The following is a 21,454-nucleotide window of genomic DNA, read 5'->3' as shown; positions in this document are numbered from 1 at the left end:
TTTCTAAAAGGAAAAGAGAGGAATTTAATAATGAATATTACATTATTTCAAGCGATACTAATCGGTCTATGGACTGCATTCTGTTACGCAGGTATGTTATGGGGTATCTACTCAAACCGTGCTTTATTCTTAGCATTTGGTGTTGGGTTAATCTTAAACGGAAGTCACCCAGGTGCACTTCAAACAGCTTTACAAGTAGGTGCTATTTCTGAATTAGCATTTATGGGATTCGGTGTTGGAGCCGGAGGAACTGTTCCACCTAACCCAATCGGTCCTGGTATCATTGGTACATTGATGGCGATTACAAACCCTTCAATTACACCTGAAAGTGCATTAGCATTGTCAATTCCATTTGCTGTTGCAATTCAATTCTTACAAACATTTGTTTACACAATTCGCGCTGGTGCTCCTGAGAGTGCTGCAAAAGCATTAGAAAACAAAGATTTCAAGAAATTCCGTATGACTACAAACTTTACAGTATTACTATTTGCTATCGTAGGTTTCCTATTAGGATTCTTGGGTGCTTACAGTATGGAACTTTTAACACAACTTGTTGAATTAATCCCAGCATGGTTATTAAAAGGCTTAAACGTTGCTGGTGGTATGTTACCTGCAATTGGATTCGCAATGATCTTATCTGTAATGGTTAAGAAAGAATTAATTCCATTCGTAATCTTAGGTTATGTATGTGCAGCTTACTTCCAATTACCAGTAATCGGTATTGCTTTAGTAGGTGCTATCTTTGCAGTGAAACAATACAATGATTCACAAAACACAGTAAATGTATCAGGAACAGAAGTGGAGGCAGGTAACGATGACTGGATCTAATAAATTAACGAAAAAAGATTATTTCAAAACAACAGCACGTTCATACTTTTTACAAAACGGATTTAACTACAGTAACTACCAAGGTCTTGGTTATGCTTTAGTTCTATACCCAGCATTAAGAAAAGTACATACAAATGATGATGATTTCGCAGCAGCACTTGGTGCAAACTGTGAATTCTATAACACAAACCCTCAATTACTTCCTTTCATTACATCATTACACTTAGTAATGGCTGATGAAGGACGTCCTGAGTCAGAAATTCGTCCAATCAAGATGGCTTTAATGGGTCCTCTTGCTGGTATTGGTGATTCATTATCACAATTTGCGATTGCACCTTTATTCTCAACAATCTTTGCATCACTTGCAATGGATGGTGTTGCAATTGCTCCACTACTATTCTTAATCACTATTAACGCTGTATTATTCGGTATTCGTTACGGAATGGGTGTTTATGGTTATAAAGTTGGTACAAGCATTATTGATAAATTAAGTGAAAAGATGGAACAAATCTCAACAGCAGCAAACATCGTTGGTGTTACAGTTATTTCAGGTCTTGCAGCTACATTTGTTAAGATGAAAGTTGATATTTCATTCGCAGCTGGAGAAATCCAAGAAGGTGTTAAACAATCAACAGTTAACATCCAAGGTCTTTTAGACAAAGTTGCTCCTGCATTGTTACCAATGCTTTATACAGGTTTAATGTACTACCTAATTAAGAAAAAAGGTTGGAATACATACAAACTTGTTATTCTTACAGTAGTACTTGGTGTTGCCTTAAGCTTCTTCGGAATCTTAGCTTAGTATTTAACTTTAGAGAGCTACTTCGATAAGTAGTTCTCTTTTTTATTCATAAGGAGAACATAAGATGGTAAAGAATTCTTTATATCAAACAATTGAACATAAATCACAAAAACTTGATCTAGAACGTTTAAAATTATTATATGATTTTAAGAAAAATGATGTGATCGCTTATGCAGATCAACTGATGATGAATATCTTTACATTCACTCGTGATTGGGATATGGAGCCGTGTGATACACCTTACACCTTAGATCCATTTGGGTGGACAACCACACCAAATGGCGATGATGAGTGGATATTTATGTTGAATCGAATGGATTATCTTCCGTCATTAGTAATGGCTACGGTATTGACGGATGATTTAAAATATATTAAACATGGCCACGATTTGGTATCGAATTGGATCTGTGCCCATACACCACTTACATCCGGTCCATCAACACGTACGCTTGACACAGCAATGCGTATGAATAACTGGTTGGACTTATGCCCTTATTTAAAGGTCTATAATCTTCTGGATGAGGCAAGTTTTAAGTTGATTGAATTAAGTCTTGAAACCCAAGCATTGTATCTCAAAGATCATTATCTAACTAAGTATACCTTAAGTAATTGGGGAAGTATTCAGACTTGTGTTTTAGCGAAGTATCTTGGATGGCTACAAGCAGATGCGGATTCAGGGTTCAAAGCATGGATTGAAGATGAAATCAGCACACAATTTGAAATCCAAGTCTATCCCGATGGGATGCATTGGGAACAATCAACGATGTATCATGTTGAAGTTTTAAATTATGGTTTAAAAGCGTTGCCATACGTAAACAATCAAGAAGGATTAAAACATACGCTCGATAAAATGGCTTATGCCCTGTATTATCAAGCAACACCTCATAATGACATGATTGCTTATGGTGATAGTGATCGAACGATATTGAGTGGTATCATGGGAACGTGCGCAGTCGCTTTAGATAATCCGCTTTATAAATCACGTGCAAATTCAGTTCTTGATTTTGAAGTGTGTTATGCCTATGGTGTTCAAGCTCAAGATGAATTTGATGCGTTTGAGATGGAAGTACCAATCTCACTAAATTATGATGGTGAGGATAGTGGTATTTATACAACTCGCAGTCACTGGGGTACGGATGCGCATTTCACCATGTTTACAAATGGTTCTTTAGGAAGTGGTCATGGACATGCGGATAATCTTCATGTTTCTACGTATTTCCGAGGAAAACCCGTTTTGGTTGATCCCGGTCGTTTAACCTATCGAGAAGATGATCCTCGACGGATGCATTTAAAAGGTATGGAAAGCCATAATACTGTAATTTTGGATGGGAAACCATCCGCAGTACCGGATACATCATGGACGTATGCTTCTTTTTATAAGCCACTTAAAAATTATGTCCGCCATGATGGAAACTGTCATTATTATGAGGGTGCTCTTCTTGCGAAGGATTCGGTGCATCAACGTAAGCTTATTGTGATTGATGACGGTATTTGGATGATTGTAGATGCGATACAAGCTCAAGGAAGCCATATTGCTACAACGAAGTATCACTTAGATGAATCATTAGTGTATCAAAATGGTATAATAGAGTTCGAAGATGAAACAAAATTGAATGTCATAAGCACGCAAGCAATTGAGCTTACATCGGATGTCATTGCATACACCTACAACAAACCATCGACACACCCTGTTTTAGTCCAAGAACAGCGCTTTGTGGATGAATGCGTTAATGTTACATTATTTGTAGATCCAAAGTGGGATGTTAAACGAATTCCTATTCTTCAAAATGGTGATACGCCCATCGATGATCTTCGTGGCTGTGCTTACAGTTTTAAAGCAGAGGGCGAGGAAATTGAAGTTAGTGTGCTTCATGAAGAGATCTGGCAAGGTAAGAAAATTATGTATTGTAATGGCAAACCGTTCCATGCGAAATGTGTTATACGCTCAAATCGCTTTGGACAAAAGGTTATGCGCGCTTAATTATGAAAGTTAACAACTTGTTAATCGGTTTACTTAGTAATATAATAAGTACGTTATGATGTAAAAAAATAAGTTGATGAAAGGAATTAAACATGACTCAGGAAAAGAAGTTAACGATTAAAGAAATCGCTTCGTTGGCGGGTACATCTAAAACCACCATCTCATTCTTCTTGAACGGAAAATTTGATAAAATGAGTGCGGAAACACGCGAACGCATTGAAAAAGTAATTGAGGAAACAAATTACAGTCCCAGTGTTGTCGCACGCTCATTGAATGCAAAAAGCATGAAGCTTATCGGTGTAATCATCGGTGATATTACGAATGCATTTGCGAATCAGATTGTTAAAGGAATTGATGAAGCAGCGAAAGAGGGGAAATATCAACTTATCGTAGGGAATACAAACTACGATATTGAAAATGAAGAAAATTATGTCAACCGTATGCTTGCTATGGGTGTTGATGGGTTTATTGTCCAACCAACGACAAGTTTTCATAAGTTGATTAAGAAAATTCGTTCTCAAAATAAAGAAATTGTTTTTATTGATTCACAAACAAATGTTCAAAACAACCCTTGGGTTAAAACGAATAATTATGAAGCCGTTTTAGAAACAACCGAGGAAATGATGAAACTTGGCTATGAGGAGTTTATTCTTCTAACCGCAGATCCAAGCATCCTCTCAACACGTCAAGAACGCTCACAAGGCTTTATTGATGCGCTAGCACTTAATGGTAAACAATGTAATATGCAAATCGTATCGGATAATGTAACACCTGCTGAAATTACAGAAATTATCAGTAATAACATTATGCTAAACCGTAAAACATTGATTTTTGCAGCCAATTGCTGGCTTCTACCAATTGTTTATATGGGGTTAAAAGAATTACGAAATCTAATTCCTACAACCATCGGTTTACTTGGCTTTGATAATACAGAGTGGACCAATGTCGCATCGCCATCTGTTACCACAATTGTTCAACCAGCATATGATGAAGGCTATCAAGCCGGACGTATTCTCATTGATCGTATTGAAGGGGACTATATGGAAGCACCCAACCAAATTCTTAAATGTAATATTAACTGGCAAGAATCAACATGCCAAGGAGATCTTCTGTAGATCTCTTTTTTTCTTAATTTGTATTAAATTGAATGAGTGGAATTAAAGGCATATGAAACAGGTGGTATAATAAAAAAAGAAGAGGAGGATGTTATGGATAAATCAAACACTTTAAAATGGATGGTTCTCACTGCAATGATGAGTGCCTTGATAACCGTTGTTACGATGATGATTAAAATTCCATCGGCAACAGGAGGTTATTTAAATCTTGGTGATTTTGTGATTATGATCTCAGTAGCTGTTTTACCCTTTCCTTACGCTTTGTTTGCTGCAGGGATTGGAAGTGCGGGAGCCGATCTAATGGCGGGGTATGCCGTGTATGCTCCATTTACCTTGTGTATTAAAGCAGGTGAAGTGGTCATCTTATATTTATTCAGAAATCATTTGGAGTCATCACGTCGTTGGATTCCGTTTGGTTTGGCGGGGCTTTGGATGATGGTGATGTACGGATTTGTTGCAGTATGGCTTGCGCAAAGTTGGACAGCGATGCTGATTGCTCTTAAAGGTGATGTCTTCCAAGGACTTCTTGCAGCCTTATTAGCGACACTGTATTATCCAAGAATGGTAAAGCTTGTTTCAAGTTTAAATCCAAAAAAAACACCTTGATACGTCAAGGTGTTTTTTCTAATCTTTTTTAATTTTATTCCGTTTGGAACGTGCAGCTGATTTCACATCTTCAAAGAACTCGCTAAACTGCTCTGCTTTCATAGTCGGGAATGAGCGAATAAGACGACGTTCTGTAAACTTGTATTCCGCTTTAAGTTCCGCAATTCGTTCTTTAATTTCTTCAATGCGCAAGGTACTCTTTTCATTAAATGTATGAATCAGTTCTGCCATTTCAGTATGTAATACTTCCAAGGACTTAAGACGTTTCTTAAGATTCAATACAGATATAACAGATACAACGAAATCAACGGCTATAATTACACCTAAGACACTTGATGCTAAGAGTATTGTTGTGGGACTAAAGCGAGCAATAATTTTAGTAACAATAGGGTGAATCCATTCAACTAATACAACACAGAGAACACCAAACATTGTACTGTTTAAAAGACAAACACGGCCTTTAATATTATATTTATAGTCGGAATAATCCCACCAACGCATCCCAAATGCTTTTTCCATAATATAACTTGTAATGTACTCTAAAACACTTGTTAAGAGAAACCCTAAAACAAATACTAGAATTGGACTATCTAAAAATGGTTTCAAGATGCTTAAAACAAACAATGCACCAAATCCATAGATTGGCACAATTGGTCCATTCAAAAAGCCTCGTTCCACAAACTTTCCTTCTGGTATCGAGCAGTATAGCGTCTCCATGATCCATCCAATTACACCATAAATTACCCAATATATAAAAAACGTTGGAATCATCTCATTCATACAATTACCTCAAATTTCTAAACGATATTGAAAGTATACCATATTTTCAATAAGGGTTCGTTGAATCGTGTCGTTTATCCACGAATATTTCGTAAATCGCTTAATTTGTTCTCTTTTTCCTATACTTTTGTCCTAAATTCCAATATGATAAAAGAAAGAAGTGGGATTTGAGGTGACTTATGCAATTATTTATTAAAGCCTTTGACGACACGGAATTAAAAGTTTCTTTGAGTGAGGTAAGAAATCCTAAAGGGATTGTGATTATCAGTCATGGCTTTTTAGAACAAATTGTTTATTATAACTCGGTAGCTTACGGACTTAACCAACGTGGTTATACGGTAATTCGTTATGATATGCGAAGTCATGGTGGAACAAGAGCACCTTTGGGTGATTTAAACGATTATCGTGATCTGATTTTAGATTTGGATACACTTGTTTCTTATTCAAAAACACTTGATTCGGATTGTCCAATCTATACGATGGGATTTAGTTTAGGTGGGATGGTAACAGCGTTATATGGTCTGGATTATGGACATCGTATTGATGGGAAAATTTTACTTGCACCCGGTCTTTGTGTTCAAGATGAATGGGCTTCACTTGACCAATCCTCAATCTCAGTTTTAGCGTTATTTACTTCATTAATTGAAGATGATTTGTGGCAATTAAGCATGATTGAACAGGCTTTGTCTAAAGGACCGTTTAAGCGTGTTACGCAGTCGTTTGTCTTAGAGACCCTAATCCATGCACCAACAGTTTTTAAGTCCAGGATGAGCAGCTATGCGTGTCCTTGTCTTATTTTCCATGGAGATAGCGACTCAATTGTTCCCTTAGAATCGTCACTAATGTTTTACGAAAGCATGAGTAGCAGTGCAAAAGCATTGAAAGTCCTTGAAGGTGTAGGTCATAATATATTTCAAAGTCGAAAAAAGGAAATGGTGATGGATGCAACGAATACATGGCTCGAAAATTTGAATAGGGTGGGATAATATATGAAAAAAACACTAACAATACTAGTCATACTGATTAATTTGTTTGGTTGCCAATTTGTATCATCACCCAGTAATGATGGCACAAACAAAGATTTTGAGAGTGCATTAGATACAGCTTTAGTGTCAATGATTGGATCAACCGACCCATCAAGTAATTATCTCTTAGAACATCCTGAAGAATATGATGTGGATGTTGAACATTACGCATTTCGACTTGGAAGTGAAGAAGATTTTGAAATGTCGAAAGACTTAATTAAAGATATTCAAAAGAATATCCGTAAGTTTAAAGATCGAACGTTATCAGACCAACAAATTATTGATAAGCGTGTGCTTCTCTATGAATTGGAACGCATGGCCTCGGGTTATCAACCATTTCAATTTCAAGTGGATCCAGAGTTGGATGCCATTCCCCAATATCTCGAAGGGTTTACCTTTAGAACTGAAAGTGATATTCGTGGCTATTTCTCTTTAATTGATTCAATACCAACGTATTTTGATGAATCTATTGCATTTTATAATAAGACAGAAATGATGACTCAGTTTGAACATGAAAAGTTAACGGATTTCGTAGCAGTTATGAAAGAACAATCCCTCTCCGATGATTTTTTCTTAATTAAAGGATTTGATTCAAAAATATCATCCCTAGAATTTCTTAAAGAATCCGAAAAGACCGCAACCATCCAAGAGAATCGTGAAGCCATCCGAGATGTCTTTTATAATGCTTTTGTGAAGTTGGAGAACGATCTTAAAACGGTAAAGACTCGACCCAATCGAGGCCTTGCCCATCTTGAAAACGGAAAAACTTACTATGAGACCTTAATTCCATCATTAAGTGGACGAAATTTAACAATTCCAGAATTTCAAATGTGGATTAGTAACCGTCGTATTGAAGTTTATCAACGTTTGAAAGCCGTGGAAACCAGTAACAAGCTTCAAGAATACCAGGACTTTGAATCCAAGCAAACCGCACCTGATTACAAAGATGCTTACGCTTTAATTGATGACCTTTATAAGAAAAGTCTAAGAGATTTCCCTGAGATTCCTGAAATACCCTATAAAGTTTATAATATCGATGCATCATTAGCGGCTATATCTAATCCGGCATTCTATTATGTTCCGCCAATTGACAGCAATCCAGATCACACGCAACGCATCTACATTAATAGTACTTTTGATCCTGCAAACTTTACAACCTTTGCTCATGAAGCAATTCCGGGACATATGTATCAAACACAATATATGCGTGGTATTAAAGGGATGCATCCAATTCGACTGTACATTCGAAATAATGCGATGACCGAAGGTTGGGCACAATATGTTGAACTACTTTCCGTCCGATATCTAGGTGGTCCAAAAGGATATGAAGATTATATACGGGATCTTTATGAATCCATGTACTTAATTCTTCTAGAAGTGGATATCGGTATTCATTATAATGATTGGAGTCGTGAGGAGATGGGGTCCTTCTTTGATTCGGTATACGTAAACAATACTGAGGATGAACGGGATGAAATCTATCGTCAAATCATTTTAGAACCAGGAAATATCTGGAGTTACTATTATGGAGCCATGTCGATTCAAAGCATGAAAGAACGTGCTCAAAAAGAACTCGGGGATGCATTTGATGAGAAAACATTCCATCAAATGATTCTTGATTTAGGCAGTGCAAGTTTTGATACAATGGATATACTGTTTGATGAATATTTACAAGCTCAATAAAAAAACACCAATACAATGTGGAACTGACCAAGTTCCGTCGTATTGGTGTTTTTTTAAGCTTCATTGCGTAATAGGGTGAATAAATACATAATTCCAACAGTTAAGATAATGTGACTTAGACCTGCTAGACCCGAGATGGCAGCGGACATTCCTGAAGATAAAGAAATATTTAAGACCTCAGTAAGACCTCGTACCAAAAGCATCAGTGTTGTGGTAATCACACCTAAATTATAAGTAATATAGAAGCGATTCCACTTAGGTTTTTTATCAAGATCAAATTTCACAAAGAACAAGGCCACAATCAGGGATAAAATCATACCCAAGACCAATAAATGTGGATGAATTAGACTCAATCGTGTAAAACCGGTAAAGCCTTGAAATTTCGTAAATTCGCGATAAAACACACCACCAACAAGTCCTGCAATCAGATAAGCAAAGGACGTATTAATCATCTTTTTCATATAAACCTCTTTCTACTCATATAAGAGTCGATTTAAAACTTCCGCAAGAAAATCAATGTTTGGACTACCTTTACGTAATGAGATAAATACGTGAAGAAATACAAAATCTAACAACCCATCTTGGGTAAAGGAATCGGTAAATGCAGTGGATTTAATCGTTGAATCTTCTTGAAGAACATAGAGAAGACCGGTTCGAATATGATCAACATATTGCATTCCGACATGATGTCCCTTCATTTTTGCTTCTTGATTCATGATTTCCACATGACTCATAAACAAGGAATTGAACTCGTCGATATGATGACGCAAACGATCATATATCTGTTCTATAAAGTCTACAAATTGAATATTTGTATCAACTTTACAGATATCATCATAAAAAACTTGTTTCCAAAAATCTTCAATGACATCTAAGAGCAGATCATTTTTGGATGGAAAATAATTATAAACAGAACCAATCGAAACATCAGCTTTTTGCGCTAAATTACGCATGTTTAACTTATCCAAGCCATCTTTAAATACAATATCTTTCGCAACCTCAAGGAGCGATTCCTTACTTATTACTGCTTTTTTCATTTAATCACCTCATTACTGAACAATGTTCATTATACGCCTGTCGATAAATGGTGTCAACGAAATTGAATTCGAGAACAACCTGCGTTTTTATAACACTATCTTATCATAAAGTTCTTAACGATTAACATCTTCGTCAAAAAAACGTCGATTTTCACAAAACCGGTTCACCTAATTTTTAAAAAGGTGTTGACACAATGTAACCGTTAACATATAATTCGTTTGTAAACCGGTTTAGGACTAATCTTTAAATTTGAATGGAGACGAAAATGAAGAAACATATGAGAAAAGTGTTCACATTTTTAATGACGCTTGCAGTGTCATTATCGATGGTAGGGGTTCGTAGCGTTACAGCGGATCATAACGATATTGACAAAATAAACAGCAACTATCGTGAATATTTATTAGGGAATGAAACAATTAATAACGATGCAGTCAATCAAAAGAAAATTACTGCAATCTATACCAACGGGAAAAAAGCAATGGAATCCATCGTTGGTCATGATGATGAATACATTACAGGTTTAGTATTACGTGGTGGTGGTAAAACCGATCACGACTTGTCCACAAACCTACAAAAATCATATCAACAACTTAATGCGATTGCCTTGGCTTACTCGATGCCAGGTAATGAAAACCCCCTTTATCAATCCCCTGAAGCGTTAAAGGCAGTTTTAGATGGTATTAAGTGGTTGGGTGATAACTACTTTAATAAAATGGATACTGGATATTATGGAAACTGGTACAGCTGGGAAATTGGTGTCCCTCAAAGCTTATCAAACATCATGTTCCTACTTGGTGATGAGATCGAAGCTGCACTTCCAGGATTTATCAAAGAATCCGTAATCGCAATGGATTCCTATATCCGTGGTGATGCGAAGCCTGGTGATCCTACCATTGGCGATGTAAACCTTGATGCACGTCAACATACTGGAGCAAACCTTACAGATATTACCTTTAACCGCATTCTTCAAGGTGCTGTGCTTAAGGATGAAGCACGCATCAGTAAAGCTGTAGAAAATTCAATGACCGTATTCAGTACGATTGACCCAAGTAACCTCCAACATGGCGTTACGGATGGTTTTTATGAAGATGGATCCTTTGTCCAACACTCAACGGTTGCTTATACCGGTTCATATGGAAAAGTATTACTGGGTCGTATTGCGCAACTTGTAACGGTATTAGATGGTACAAAATGGCAAAATGATACCTTATTGGATACAGTTCAAGAATGGATTTACCGTGGTTTTGCACCCGTTATGTATGAAGGATACATGATGGAAATTGTAAAGGGTCGTGCTGTATCACGTACCGGTTCAGGTTATGGTGATGCTTCAAGTGTTATTGAAGCATTTGTACAACTATCCCAAAGCCTTCCTCAAGCAGAACAACTGAAACTTCAAAGCTATATCAAATATTTGATTGAAAACATTCGCTCAACCATTAATCCCGCAACCTTTGTTTCAATTCAAAATATTGCGGCATATGAAGCAATTGTTAAGAATTCAGACATCAAAGCATTAAACCCATTAGAAACAAATGATCACTACGCATTTAACTTAATGGATAAAGCAATCCATACACGTGAAGGCTTTGCATTTGCACTTTCAAGAAGTTCAAATCGTATTTCTAAATATGAATACATGAGTGGTGAAAACCTTCGTTCATGGTTCCAAGGTGATGGTGCATACTACCTCTACCAAAGTGGAAACGATCAAACAAGCATGCACGGTATTAACTTCTATGCAACCGTTGATCACCATAAACTTCCGGGTATCACAACAGTCAATGAAGTACGCCAAACAATTCCAGAACTTTACGGAAAAGATTTCTATGATCGTGCTGAAGGATTTGAAGCCGGATCCATTACACAAAATAAATACGTATACTTCCCATTGGGTACAAATGATTACTCAGGTGATGTAAAGATGGGAATCTACGGTGCGTCCGCAATGCAATTGGGCGATGATGAGGCTTACGCGGATGCGCAAGAAGGACTTCTCCCTGAAGATTTCAAAGTTTACAAAAACGCAGAAGCAAATAAATCATGGTTTATGTTTGATGATGAGATTGTCGCTTTAGGATCAAACATTCATGATGAAAAACAACGTGACTTAACGACAACCGTTGAAAACCGTATGTTTGAAACTACAGATGCTATTAACCTTAAAGGTGAAAACCAAGAGGGTGTGAAAACACTTGAAAATGGCGTTCAAAAAGGACTTAAATGGCTCGCAATGGGTACCGACGGTGTTAATAAAGACACAGGTTATGTATTCTTTGGTAATCAAGATGTGAATGTAAATACATCAAGTAATACACAAAAATACTCTTATGTTCGTAATAAAACAGTAGGAGCTGCCGATAAAGAAGTAACACGTCAATTTGCGACGGTAACGTACGAACATAACGGTAAAGAAACAAACCAATATGCTTATGCAATCTTACCGAATGCAAGTGCTGATGAGACAGAAGCTTACGCAAAAGCAAATCCTATTGAGATTGTTGCGCAAGAAGATGGCGTTCATGCTGTACGTCAAAAAGATCTCGGTATGACCGGTTATGCCTTCTTTGATGAATCAGACCACACAGTAGAAGATCTAAGTACAAACAGTAAAATGATTGTGATGCGTAAAGGATTAAACTTTGCAGTACAAGATCCAACGCACAAACAAGCAACAGTATCCTTTACTTTAGATGGAACATTTGATGTGGTATCAGGCAATGGTGACGCTGTAATTGAGAACGGAAAAACACACATTACGGTGAATACCGAAAATAAAAACGGTGTATCTCAAAACCTACAACTTGAAGCTGTAACGGTTACAACACCTGAAAAACCAAAACCAGAAGTAAAACCTGAAACACCAAAAACATTAACACTTGTGGATGATGCATCCAATGTGGTGATTACCTATACGGAAGGTGATCTCCCAGAAAATACAAGCTTAAGTGTTTCAATTAAGAATAACCTCACTGTTGATGGATTAAAAAATACAGTTGGCTATGATATCACACTCTTGAGTGATGGTCATGCAGTACAACCTAAAAATCCAGTCAATGTCTCAATTGAACCGAAAAAAGCCTTAGATCGTGCGAGTTTACAAGTTTACCATGAAACTAAAGATGGATTTGAATCTCTTGCATGGGAGGAAGATGGAACACGTATTACCTTTGATACTGCTTCATTCTCACTCTTTGCCTTGGGTGAAAAAGATGTTAAGGTATTGCCATCAACGGGTGTTACACCACAAAATGTCCTACCATTTGTGGGTGTACTTGTTGTTGTCGGTGGATGCTTTATCCTTTACGGAAAACGTAAAAACAAAAAATAATATATAGAAAAAGCACATGTGTGCTTTTTCGTCTTATAGGAGGTAAGTAATGTATCAAAAAACCACAGGACCGCAGTTTCTAAAATACGGTCATGCGACGGATAAAGTCAGCTCGTATCCCATTATTTCAAAAATCTTAGCCAATAAAAAACCCAATGCGCTCACTGCCGTTTCCGAAGCAACCTACATCCGGGTCGTGGAAGGGATTGCCGTTGTCTTGGTTGAGGATGCGAATGGGAATCGAGAACGGTTTGTCATTCATCGAACAGCAGTAATTCATCCCCATATTCGCTATGCACTGATGCCGATTACACAAAGTGCTATGGTAGAAATATCCTACCAAACAGAAGGTCAACCCACGATGATTGAAACCAGTTTGGAATCAGAAATTGAATACGTATCCATCAAACCACAATTTAATGTCAGTGAAATTTATTCCTACTATTATAATGTGAAGGGAAAAAATTATCATTTTGAAGGGGAAGCCCATAACTATTGGGAACTTACTTACGTGGACGCAGGGGTATTAACTACAGAAATTGAAGGGGCCTCATTTACTTTGGAAAATCAAGAAATGATTCTGTACTTCCCCGGTCAATTTCATACTCAGTCGGTACTTGGTGAAAATGCATGTTCCTACTTAACCATTATGTTTGATATGAATATGCTTCCGCAATCCATTGAACACATTCAAAATCGTGTGATGAGTTGTGGGAACGAACTTTATACCTTGATGAATCATTTCATCCGACAATCGACCATTCTTGAGCAGGAACAAAGTCCTTTTGCGAAAGATCTTATGGTCTCATACCTCCAAGAAATCATGATTCTTTTGTTTCAATATGATGAACCAACGAGCAGTCATAATACATCCAATCCAATTCAAGTCAATTTCGAAAATGAAATGATGGATGAGATCTATACTTATATTCAAGCTAATATTCATCGCCCATTATCGGTTGAAGATATATGCAATCAATTTGCGATTTCCCGTTCTGCTTTACAACTACTGTTTAATAAATACTTTGATATGCCACCGAAGCAATATATAAACGAACAGAAATTAGAACGCGCCAAGCATCTTATTCTTGAAGGAAAGTATCCTATTACAGATGTAGCTTTAAAACTTGGTTTTAGCTCAATTCATTATTTTTCAAGGAAGTTTAAACAACACTTTGGTTTTGCGCCAAGTGAGTACGCACAAAAAATTTATACACAAGAAAAAGGTCCTCGCTAATGCGGGGACCTTTTTGAAATATGAAATTAAATTCCGTCTGAGAAATCGTCAGAAGCTTCTTCAGCTTCAGGCATTTCAAAGAGTTCAACTTGTGAAGCACCTGTTTCAGCAAGTGATTTCGCAAAGTCATAAATTGCAGGTTCACTTAAACGCATTAAACTTGCTTCGAGAAGCATTGGTAGGTTTGTTCCTGCAAGAACGTGTACATCAGTGTGGTTCATTGCGATCATAACGGATTCTTTAAAGGGTGTTCCACCTTTTAAATCTGTAAAGACAAGAACACCTTCGCCTGTATTTACTTCAGCAATCGCTTCTTTAAGATCGCTTGATAATTTTTCAGGACCTGATTCTTCTAAAAATAAAACACTTTTATATTGAGGTTGTGCACCTGCAATAAGTTCAACGGATGAAGACAAACCTTCAGCAAATCTTCCGTGACCTGTAACGATAATTCCGATCATAGTATTAATCTCCTTTTAAAATATACTATTCTTGAAAAAGAATTTTATGTGAGGCCAATCCCATAAAATGGAGCAACTTCTCAAGTTAACAATACAAATAGCATTATAAATTATTAACCGTATAACTTCAAGTCTAATTTGCAACTCTTACGGTTCCACGGTATACTCATGAATAGATAAGAAGAAATAAAGGAGCGATACAATGACATTACCAAATTGTCCTCAGTGTACTTCAGAGTACACGTATGAGGATCGAGATTTATTCGTATGTCCAGAATGTGGACATGAGTGGAATGCCTTGAGCACTCAAGAAGCAATGCTTGTGGTAAAGGACGCACATGGAACCGTACTTACAGATGGTGATGATATCGTCATCACAAAAGACCTTAAAGTAAAAGGGGCATCCAGTGCTTTAAAACAAGGTACAAAGGTTAAAAATATTAAACTTGTGGAAGGGGATCATAATATTGATTGTCGCATCGAAGGTTTTGGTGCCATGAGTTTAAAATCAGAATTTGTAAAGAAAGCTTAGGCTTTCTTTTTTTTATGACTAAAAAAAAGACCGTTTCCGGTCTTATTGATGTTTAGAAAGGTCTAATAAAGCTGCTGCAGCTTTATCAATAATTACGATGACATCATCGTGATTTTGAAGTGCACTTGCAGGACAGTCTTCTGTAGGTGTCCCTTCCATCATATTGTATACAGCATCTTTTTTCGCATCACCGTATGCAAATAATACGATTTTTTGAGCTGACATAATGGATTTAATACCCATTGAATAAGCATAACGTGGTACATCATCACGAGTTTCAAAGAAACGTGCGTTTGCTTCAATTGTGGATTCTGTAAGTGAAACTTTTTGTGTTAATCCTTCAAATGATGCACCCGGTTCATTAAAACCGATATGACCATTGATTCCAAGTCCTAAAATTTGAACATCAATTGGATTTGAAGCAATAATATCATCGTAACGTTTACATTCTTTCTCTGCATCTTCTTCCAAACCATTTGGTAAATAGTTTACTTTGAATGGTTTTTTACTGAAGAAATGCTTGTTCATGAAGTAGTGGTAACTTTGATCATGATCTGCGCCAATACCAATATATTCATCCAAGTTAATTGAGATAACATTTGAGAAATCTAAATCACTTGCAGTAATTTTATCGTAGAATGAAATCGGTGTGCTCCCTGTAGCCAAACCGAATACATTTAATTTTCCTTCGTTTAAATCTTTACTAATGAGTTCGAAACCTAACGCTGCTCCTGCATCGCTGTTTTCTACAACATATAATTTCATATTGAATAACCTCTCTTCTTTCTCCCATATATTATAAGGGTTCGAATCAATAAAGCAAACCAAAACAACAACAAAACTAATGTTTATTATAATTGTGTTACGGATTAAGAGTGCTATAATTATAAGGTAAACAAAGGTTACAAGGAGGAATTACGATGTTAATTATAAACGGACGTATTTATTTAGAAGACCGCGTAATCGAAAACGGTTATGTGCTTACAGAAAATGAAACCATTAAAGCGCTTGGTTTAATGGAAAATGTTCCCGCTTATACGGGAGAAATTGTGGATGCGAAGGGGATGAATGTTTTACCAGGATTCATTGATCAACACATCCATGGTGCCAATGGTGCTGATAATATGGATGGTACTGAAGAAGCAGTCGCAACCATTGCGCGTTTCTTACCGAAAGAAGGTACCACATCATATTGTGCAACGACGATGACTCAATCCGTTGAAGCTGTGGATAAAGCTTTAGGCGAGATTGTGAAGTATGCGAAAAACAATAATAAACCTGGGGAAGCAGAAATCGTAGGGATTCATTTAGAAGGACCCTTTATTTCCGCTAAACATATTGGAGCACAAAATCCTAAATATGTTTTAAAACCAACACTTGAAGCATTTGATCATTTCTGGGATGTCTCAGAAGGAATGATTAAGGTCATTACTTATGCACCAGAAGAAGCAGAAATTGGATTTACCGATCACTTACGTTCGTTAAATGTTGTGCCTTCCGCAGGTCATACGGATGCATCCTGCCAACAAATCGAAGATGAGATTGAGAATGGACTCTCAAACTTAACACACTTCCATAATGCGATGAAACCACATCATCACCGTGAACCGGGTGCCGTTACAGCTGGTTTTATGAATCCAACACTTAAAGCAGAAATGATCTGTGATGGTATTCATTTAAATCCGGATGTTGTGAAAGCGACATACCAAATTAAAGGTGCGGAGAACTTTATTGCGATTACAGACTCAATGCGCGCGAAAGGACTTCCTGATGGTAACTATGACCTTGGAGGTCAAGAAGTTATTAAAAAAGGGAAAGAATGCCGTATCGCGACAGGATCGCTTGCAGGTTCTGTAGCGGAAATGGATTTTGTAGTCCGTAACATTAAACACTTTACGGGTGCTCCAATGCACGATCTTGTGAAGATGTCATCAGAAAATGCTGCGAAACACTTAGAAATCTTTGGACGTAAAGGAAGCATTGCGATCAATAAAGATGCTGACCTTGTAATTTGTGATGATGATATTAATGTTCAAACAACAATATGCCGTGGTGTTATTGGTTATCAAAAATAATCCCATTAAGGATTCTTCGGAATCCTTTTTTTTGTGCTGTGAATGCGATAGAATAGGATTATGAAGATAAAATATCAATTAATCGTAGGAATCATACTTCTACTCATCACAGGATGTAAGCCAACAAGTCCCGAAATAACACAACCCATTATTCAAAATAACCTAACACTTGAAGGTGTAGATCTCGTTGATGACTACATGCGTGTTCTTAAGTTTTATGAACAACGCGACGTGCTTTCCACCCATCGTCTTGCTTATCTTGAACTAAAGGATGATTTAGGGAGCATCCAAACCATGGAGGCATTAAATCAATTTGAAGAACGCATCAATGCTTTTGCGAAAGAACTGGATGATGTTTATCAAATGGAGGAAGGAACACGTGTCTATCGTAAGGGAATTCTTGTGGTTGACCGTGGTCATTGTTTACCTCCAAGTTATGATCCCGGTCCACGATATGAGGCTGAAAACCAATTTTTATATATGCAAGCAGCAGCACTTAAAGACGGTATCGTATTAAACAAAATAAGCAGCTATCGCGCGCATGAATTCCAAAACCAGTTGTATGAAGGCAATAAGGAACGGTATGGAATTGAACTTGCCCATCGTTATGGAGGCCAAGATGGTTGTTCTGAACACCGTAGTGGTTATGGATTTGATATCGGTGGTGAAGACATTGAAACATGGAATGAACTGGAGTTTACTGAGACAGAAGCGTATCAATGGCTTCAAAAGAACGCATATCAGTTTGGTTTTATCCAGCGATATCCAGAAGGAAAAGAGGCAGAAACCGGATATGCATTTCAACCCTGGCACTACCGCTATGTTGGGGCACTTTCCGAAAAAATAATAAATGCAGATAAGAGTCTCGATGCTTACCTAAACCAATTTCCTTTTTAAAATTGTACCCATGAATTCTCTGGAATCTTTAAAATATAAGTGAATATAAGGAAACAAACATGATATATTTTATTAAAGGAGGTTTATTATTTATGGAACCTTGTAATGAAAAATTAGCCAATCTGATCACGGAGGGTGATCATGTATTTGGGGATGTATTAAAACAAATCCAGAGTTTACGTATGGAAGCTCAAACACATGAGAACAAACACTGGAATGATGATTTTGAAGCGTATTGTGATAACATCACTGAATTTATTAAAAAACAAAAAGTCTTATCGGGAACGACCATTCATGAGTGCTTAGATATTATTAAAGCGATTCGTAAAAGCGGTCAAACAGCACAACGTGTCGCAACCGGTCAAATTTCGGAAAAAGCGTTGCTCGCAGATTACGATATGGACCTTGCGTACCGTAATGACGAAGGGTATGACAAACTTTGTAATGCATTATTGGTGATCATCGAAGATTACCAACAAACAACATAACAAAAAAATGCCGGGACATCATTGTGATGTTTCGGCATTTTTATTTGAATTACTTCATTTGTTCGGTAAGTTCAATAATTTCATCAATCATCGAACCAATGTGTTCAATGGTATGGCGTAGAGGTGCATCCGTTGAAAGATCAACATCGACCATTTTCGCTAGTTCAAGCGGAGTTTTAGTTCCTCCGGCTTTCAATACATCTTTCCAACGTTCAATATCTAAGGTTCCATTCAAGACCTTTTGACTTACTTCGGTTGCGATGGTTAATCCAGCACTGTAAGTATAAGGGTAAAGACCCATATAGTAATGCGGTTGACGCATCCAAGTGAGTTCCACATTTGGATTAATTGTGACCACATCACCCCAAAATGCTTCAAGTACTGAGCGTTTCATAGCGTTTAGGCCTGCTGTTGATAGTGGCTTACCAGCATCAACGGCACGGTACACTTCACGTTGATAAGCAGCTTCAAGAAGATGAGTTACAAAGTTATGATAATAGGTACGGCTGATCATTGTTGATAGAACCCATCGTTTGAAGCGTGGATCTTCAGATTGAGTCGTTAGGTGATTTGCCATGATAAGCTCATTCATAGTTGAAGGTGCTTCGATAAAGTATAGAGAAGGGCGTGTATCATAAATATTTTGATTTTGTCCGGCAAGGTAGAAGTGTCCTGCATGACCCAACTCATGAGCTAAGACAAAGACTTCACGCATACGTTCGGTCCAACTAATAAGGACGTAAGGATGCGCACCATAAGGACTTGAACAGAATGCACCCGTAGATTTTCCGATGTTTTGTGGGAAATCAATCCAACGTTCATCAAAAGCACGGTTAACCATCGCAAGATAGTCATCACCAAGAATGCTTAATCCTTCAAGTAATTTTTCGCGTGATGCTTCAATTGAAATATCCGGTTCAAATCCAGGATCTAATGGCATAAGCAAATCAAAAAATGACATGGTATCTAAACCATGGACTGATTGGAGTAATTGAGCGTATTTACGCATATGTGGTGCGAGATGTTCGGTGATTAAGTCAATTTGACGGTCATACATATCGCGTGATACTTCTTGATCGAAAAGAAGATAATCAATCACAGAGTCAAAGCCTTTAAGGGTTGCAAGTGCTTTTTCTTTGAGAACTTGCGTTTGGTAGACTTCCGCAAAAGTATGTTGGTATTCCGCAAGTTTTCCATAAAACTCTTCAAATGCTTTATGACGTACATCATGATCGATCTCATATTCCCACTCGCCTTCAAAAAGGACAAAACTGTTGGGATACGTTTTTCCATTAACTTCAAAATCATCAAAGCTCATATCTTGAAGTTTTCCACGATTATAAATACTGTAAGGTGCATCCAATGCGCTATTCAATGCGGTAACAGCAGCTTCTACCTCTGGTGATAAAGCATGGGGTTTTTCACGAAGAATCTGTTTTAAAAATCCTTTACTAAATTCATCAAGGTGTGCTGCATCTTCTAATGTTTTATAATCATTGCCAGATATTTCAGATGTAAAGAATGTCAGTTTATTTGAAATTTCAGTCGTACGGATTGCATAAAGACCATAACGTTGAATGGTTTCCTCGTTAGATTGATCTGCGGAAGCACTAAGGCTGTTATAAGTGCCAAGGTGAACCATTTTCTCATACATTGGTGCGTAGACACCTAATGCCTCAACAATCTTCTCAGGCGTGCTTAATTGCCCTTTATAAGTAGAAACAAATGTATCGACTTCTTTTTCAAGCTCATCAAATGTTTGATTGTAGTCCTCTTCCGTTTTGAAAAGACCACTTAAATCCCATGTATGTTCAGGATTAACGTCACTACGGTGTACTAATTTCTTTGCCATAAAAAACCTCCTAATTTTGACTATTATATCAAAATTAAGCGGAGATAATAAAAAAGATGAGTGAAATCCTCATCCTTTTGGTATATAATTCATCACTTTATGATTTCGGTACAGCTCAAAAATAGACTTACGCGTGTTTGTAGCTTCACGAATATCAGAACCCTTATCAATGAGTAATCCAAACACACGACGAATATCTTCTTCAAATTCATAATCAACAATTCCCAAATCAATATTAATGACATCTAAAACAGCTCGCATAAGAGGCGTATTTCCAAATGAATCTTGACCATGGACATCCGCACCCTCATCAAGCAAGAGTTTAAGACAAGCAAGATGCTTGTCGAAAAGAACCCCATCATTTTTAGGGCCGTCTCGTTGAGGTCGGGGATAACGTGAATGATTCAAGGCTTCACTTATGGCAACGTGTAAAATAGGTTGCTGCCAATGTTCGAGTTCACCTTGAACCATAAAGTTAACATTATCCTTTGTTTCAATAATTAACTGAGCAATTTCAAGACGACTGTTTTGAATTGCTTCTTGTAGTGGGGATTGCAAACGATCACCTGAAGGGTGAGATACGACGTGTGGGTCGTTGATAAGGATTGTCTGAACTGAATCAATGTCATTATGATGAATTGCTTCGATCAATTCATTCAAAATATCAATCCTTTCTGTCTTAATCATAGCACACTTCTAGGTTTAAACCAAAAAACACCCTCC

Annotated in this window: 20 protein-coding genes; 13 read left to right on the top strand and 7 right to left on the bottom strand. The window is 37.2% G+C overall.

Going from position 1 to position 21,454, the window contains the following annotated elements; genetic code table 11:
* Nucleotides 1–30 precede the first annotated feature (30 nt).
* The 5 genes from NMG63_RS06660 to NMG63_RS06640 all read left to right on the top strand — a co-directional run bounded on the left by NMG63_RS06660 (nt 31) and on the right by NMG63_RS06640 (nt 5,332).
* On the top strand, nt 31–828 hold the full coding sequence (locus NMG63_RS06660; protein ID WP_254006741.1) for a PTS mannose/fructose/sorbose/N-acetylgalactosamine transporter subunit IIC: 798 nt from the start codon (nt 31–33) through the stop codon (nt 826–828).
* Complete coding sequence (locus NMG63_RS06655) at nt 815–1,630, top strand: PTS system mannose/fructose/sorbose family transporter subunit IID (protein ID WP_003775095.1); 816 nt, start codon at nt 815–817, stop codon at nt 1,628–1,630. The genes NMG63_RS06660 and NMG63_RS06655 overlap by 14 nt, the downstream gene beginning before the upstream one ends.
* A gap of 64 nt (nt 1,631–1,694) precedes the next feature.
* A complete protein-coding gene (locus NMG63_RS06650) occupies nt 1,695–3,611 on the top strand; it encodes a heparinase II/III domain-containing protein (protein ID WP_254006740.1) in 1,917 nt (638 codons plus the stop codon).
* 92 nt (nt 3,612–3,703) lie between these two features.
* Nucleotides 3,704–4,726, top strand: a complete 1,023-nt coding sequence (locus NMG63_RS06645; RefSeq protein WP_003775100.1) for a LacI family DNA-binding transcriptional regulator — start codon at nt 3,704–3,706, stop codon at nt 4,724–4,726.
* Between the two features lie 93 nt (nt 4,727–4,819).
* Nucleotides 4,820–5,332 (top strand): ECF transporter S component, encoded by a 513-nt coding sequence (locus NMG63_RS06640; RefSeq protein WP_013853180.1) that lies wholly within the window; start codon nt 4,820–4,822, stop codon nt 5,330–5,332.
* An 18-nt stretch (nt 5,333–5,350) separates the two neighbouring features.
* On the opposite strand, the gene NMG63_RS06635 is transcribed toward NMG63_RS06640, so the two are convergent.
* Nucleotides 5,351–6,112: a putative ABC transporter permease gene (locus NMG63_RS06635; RefSeq protein ID WP_016357322.1), complete on the bottom strand. Its 762-nt coding sequence runs from the start codon at nt 6,110–6,112 to the stop codon at nt 5,351–5,353.
* Between the two features lie 179 nt (nt 6,113–6,291).
* Between NMG63_RS06635 and NMG63_RS06630 the strand changes: the two genes are divergently transcribed.
* Complete coding sequence (locus tag NMG63_RS06630; protein ID WP_254006739.1) at nt 6,292–7,098, top strand: alpha/beta hydrolase; 807 nt, start codon at nt 6,292–6,294, stop codon at nt 7,096–7,098.
* 3 nt (nt 7,099–7,101) lie between these two features.
* A complete protein-coding gene (locus NMG63_RS06625; protein ID WP_254006738.1) occupies nt 7,102–8,820 on the top strand; it encodes a DUF885 domain-containing protein in 1,719 nt (572 codons plus the stop codon).
* A 53-nt stretch (nt 8,821–8,873) separates the two neighbouring features.
* Here NMG63_RS06625 and NMG63_RS06620 read toward each other — a convergent pair whose 3' ends face one another.
* Together NMG63_RS06620 and NMG63_RS06615 are read right to left on the bottom strand one after the other, a co-directional pair.
* Nucleotides 8,874–9,281, bottom strand: coding sequence for a DUF2871 domain-containing protein (locus NMG63_RS06620; RefSeq protein ID WP_123171246.1), 408 nt, complete (start codon nt 9,279–9,281; stop codon nt 8,874–8,876).
* 12 nt (nt 9,282–9,293) lie between these two features.
* The gene (locus tag NMG63_RS06615; RefSeq protein ID WP_013853175.1) at nt 9,294–9,857 is read right to left on the bottom strand and encodes a TetR/AcrR family transcriptional regulator; all 564 of its coding nucleotides are present in this window, start codon (nt 9,855–9,857) and stop codon (nt 9,294–9,296) included.
* Between the two features lie 266 nt (nt 9,858–10,123).
* On the opposite strand from NMG63_RS06615, the gene NMG63_RS06610 reads away from it, so the two are divergent.
* Nucleotides 10,124–13,189, top strand: coding sequence for a polysaccharide lyase 8 family protein (locus NMG63_RS06610; RefSeq protein ID WP_254006737.1), 3,066 nt, complete (start codon nt 10,124–10,126; stop codon nt 13,187–13,189).
* Nucleotides 13,190–13,238: 49 nt separating this feature from the next.
* Nucleotides 13,239–14,426, top strand: coding sequence for a helix-turn-helix domain-containing protein (locus NMG63_RS06605; protein ID WP_254006736.1), 1,188 nt, complete (start codon nt 13,239–13,241; stop codon nt 14,424–14,426).
* A gap of 26 nt (nt 14,427–14,452) precedes the next feature.
* On the opposite strand, the gene agaF is transcribed toward NMG63_RS06605, so the two are convergent.
* Entirely contained in the window at nt 14,453–14,887 is a 435-nt protein-coding gene (gene agaF / locus NMG63_RS06600) for a PTS galactosamine/N-acetylgalactosamine transporter subunit IIA (protein WP_003775118.1), read from the bottom strand.
* 202 nt (nt 14,888–15,089) lie between these two features.
* Between agaF and NMG63_RS06595 the strand changes: the two genes are divergently transcribed.
* The gene (locus NMG63_RS06595) at nt 15,090–15,419 is read left to right on the top strand and encodes a zinc ribbon domain-containing protein YjdM (protein ID WP_254006735.1); all 330 of its coding nucleotides are present in this window, start codon (nt 15,090–15,092) and stop codon (nt 15,417–15,419) included.
* A gap of 42 nt (nt 15,420–15,461) precedes the next feature.
* Here the strand turns inward: NMG63_RS06595 and NMG63_RS06590 are convergent, their stop codons facing one another.
* Nucleotides 15,462–16,184, bottom strand: coding sequence for a glucosamine-6-phosphate deaminase (locus NMG63_RS06590; protein WP_254006734.1), 723 nt, complete (start codon nt 16,182–16,184; stop codon nt 15,462–15,464).
* A gap of 155 nt (nt 16,185–16,339) precedes the next feature.
* On the opposite strand from NMG63_RS06590, the gene nagA reads away from it, so the two are divergent.
* The 3 genes from nagA (at nt 16,340) to NMG63_RS06575 (ending at nt 18,879) form a co-directional block, all read left to right on the top strand.
* Nucleotides 16,340–17,494 carry an N-acetylglucosamine-6-phosphate deacetylase gene (nagA, locus tag NMG63_RS06585; protein ID WP_254006733.1) on the top strand — a complete coding sequence of 385 codons (1,155 nt, stop codon included), beginning with the start codon at nt 16,340–16,342 and terminating at the stop codon, nt 17,492–17,494.
* Nucleotides 17,495–17,554: 60 nt separating this feature from the next.
* Nucleotides 17,555–18,391, top strand: a complete 837-nt coding sequence (locus NMG63_RS06580; RefSeq protein ID WP_254006732.1) for a M15 family metallopeptidase — start codon at nt 17,555–17,557, stop codon at nt 18,389–18,391.
* Nucleotides 18,392–18,483: 92 nt separating this feature from the next.
* Nucleotides 18,484–18,879 (top strand): hypothetical protein, encoded by a 396-nt coding sequence (locus tag NMG63_RS06575; protein ID WP_254006731.1) that lies wholly within the window; start codon nt 18,484–18,486, stop codon nt 18,877–18,879.
* 49 nt (nt 18,880–18,928) lie between these two features.
* On the opposite strand, the gene pepF is transcribed toward NMG63_RS06575, so the two are convergent.
* Nucleotides 18,929–20,731, bottom strand: a complete 1,803-nt coding sequence (gene pepF, locus NMG63_RS06570; RefSeq protein WP_254006730.1) for an oligoendopeptidase F — start codon at nt 20,729–20,731, stop codon at nt 18,929–18,931.
* 69 nt (nt 20,732–20,800) lie between these two features.
* A complete protein-coding gene (locus NMG63_RS06565) occupies nt 20,801–21,418 on the bottom strand; it encodes an ankyrin repeat domain-containing protein (protein WP_003775131.1) in 618 nt (205 codons plus the stop codon).
* Nucleotides 21,419–21,454: the final 36 nt, after the last annotated feature.

The sequence above is a fragment of the Erysipelothrix amsterdamensis genome (assembly GCF_940143175.1).
GTDB classification, from domain to species: Bacteria; Bacillota_I; Bacilli_A; order Erysipelotrichales; family Erysipelotrichaceae; genus Erysipelothrix; species Erysipelothrix amsterdamensis.
Note: the sequence above shows the minus strand (reverse complement) of the source record. Positions and strands in the feature narration are given on the sequence as shown.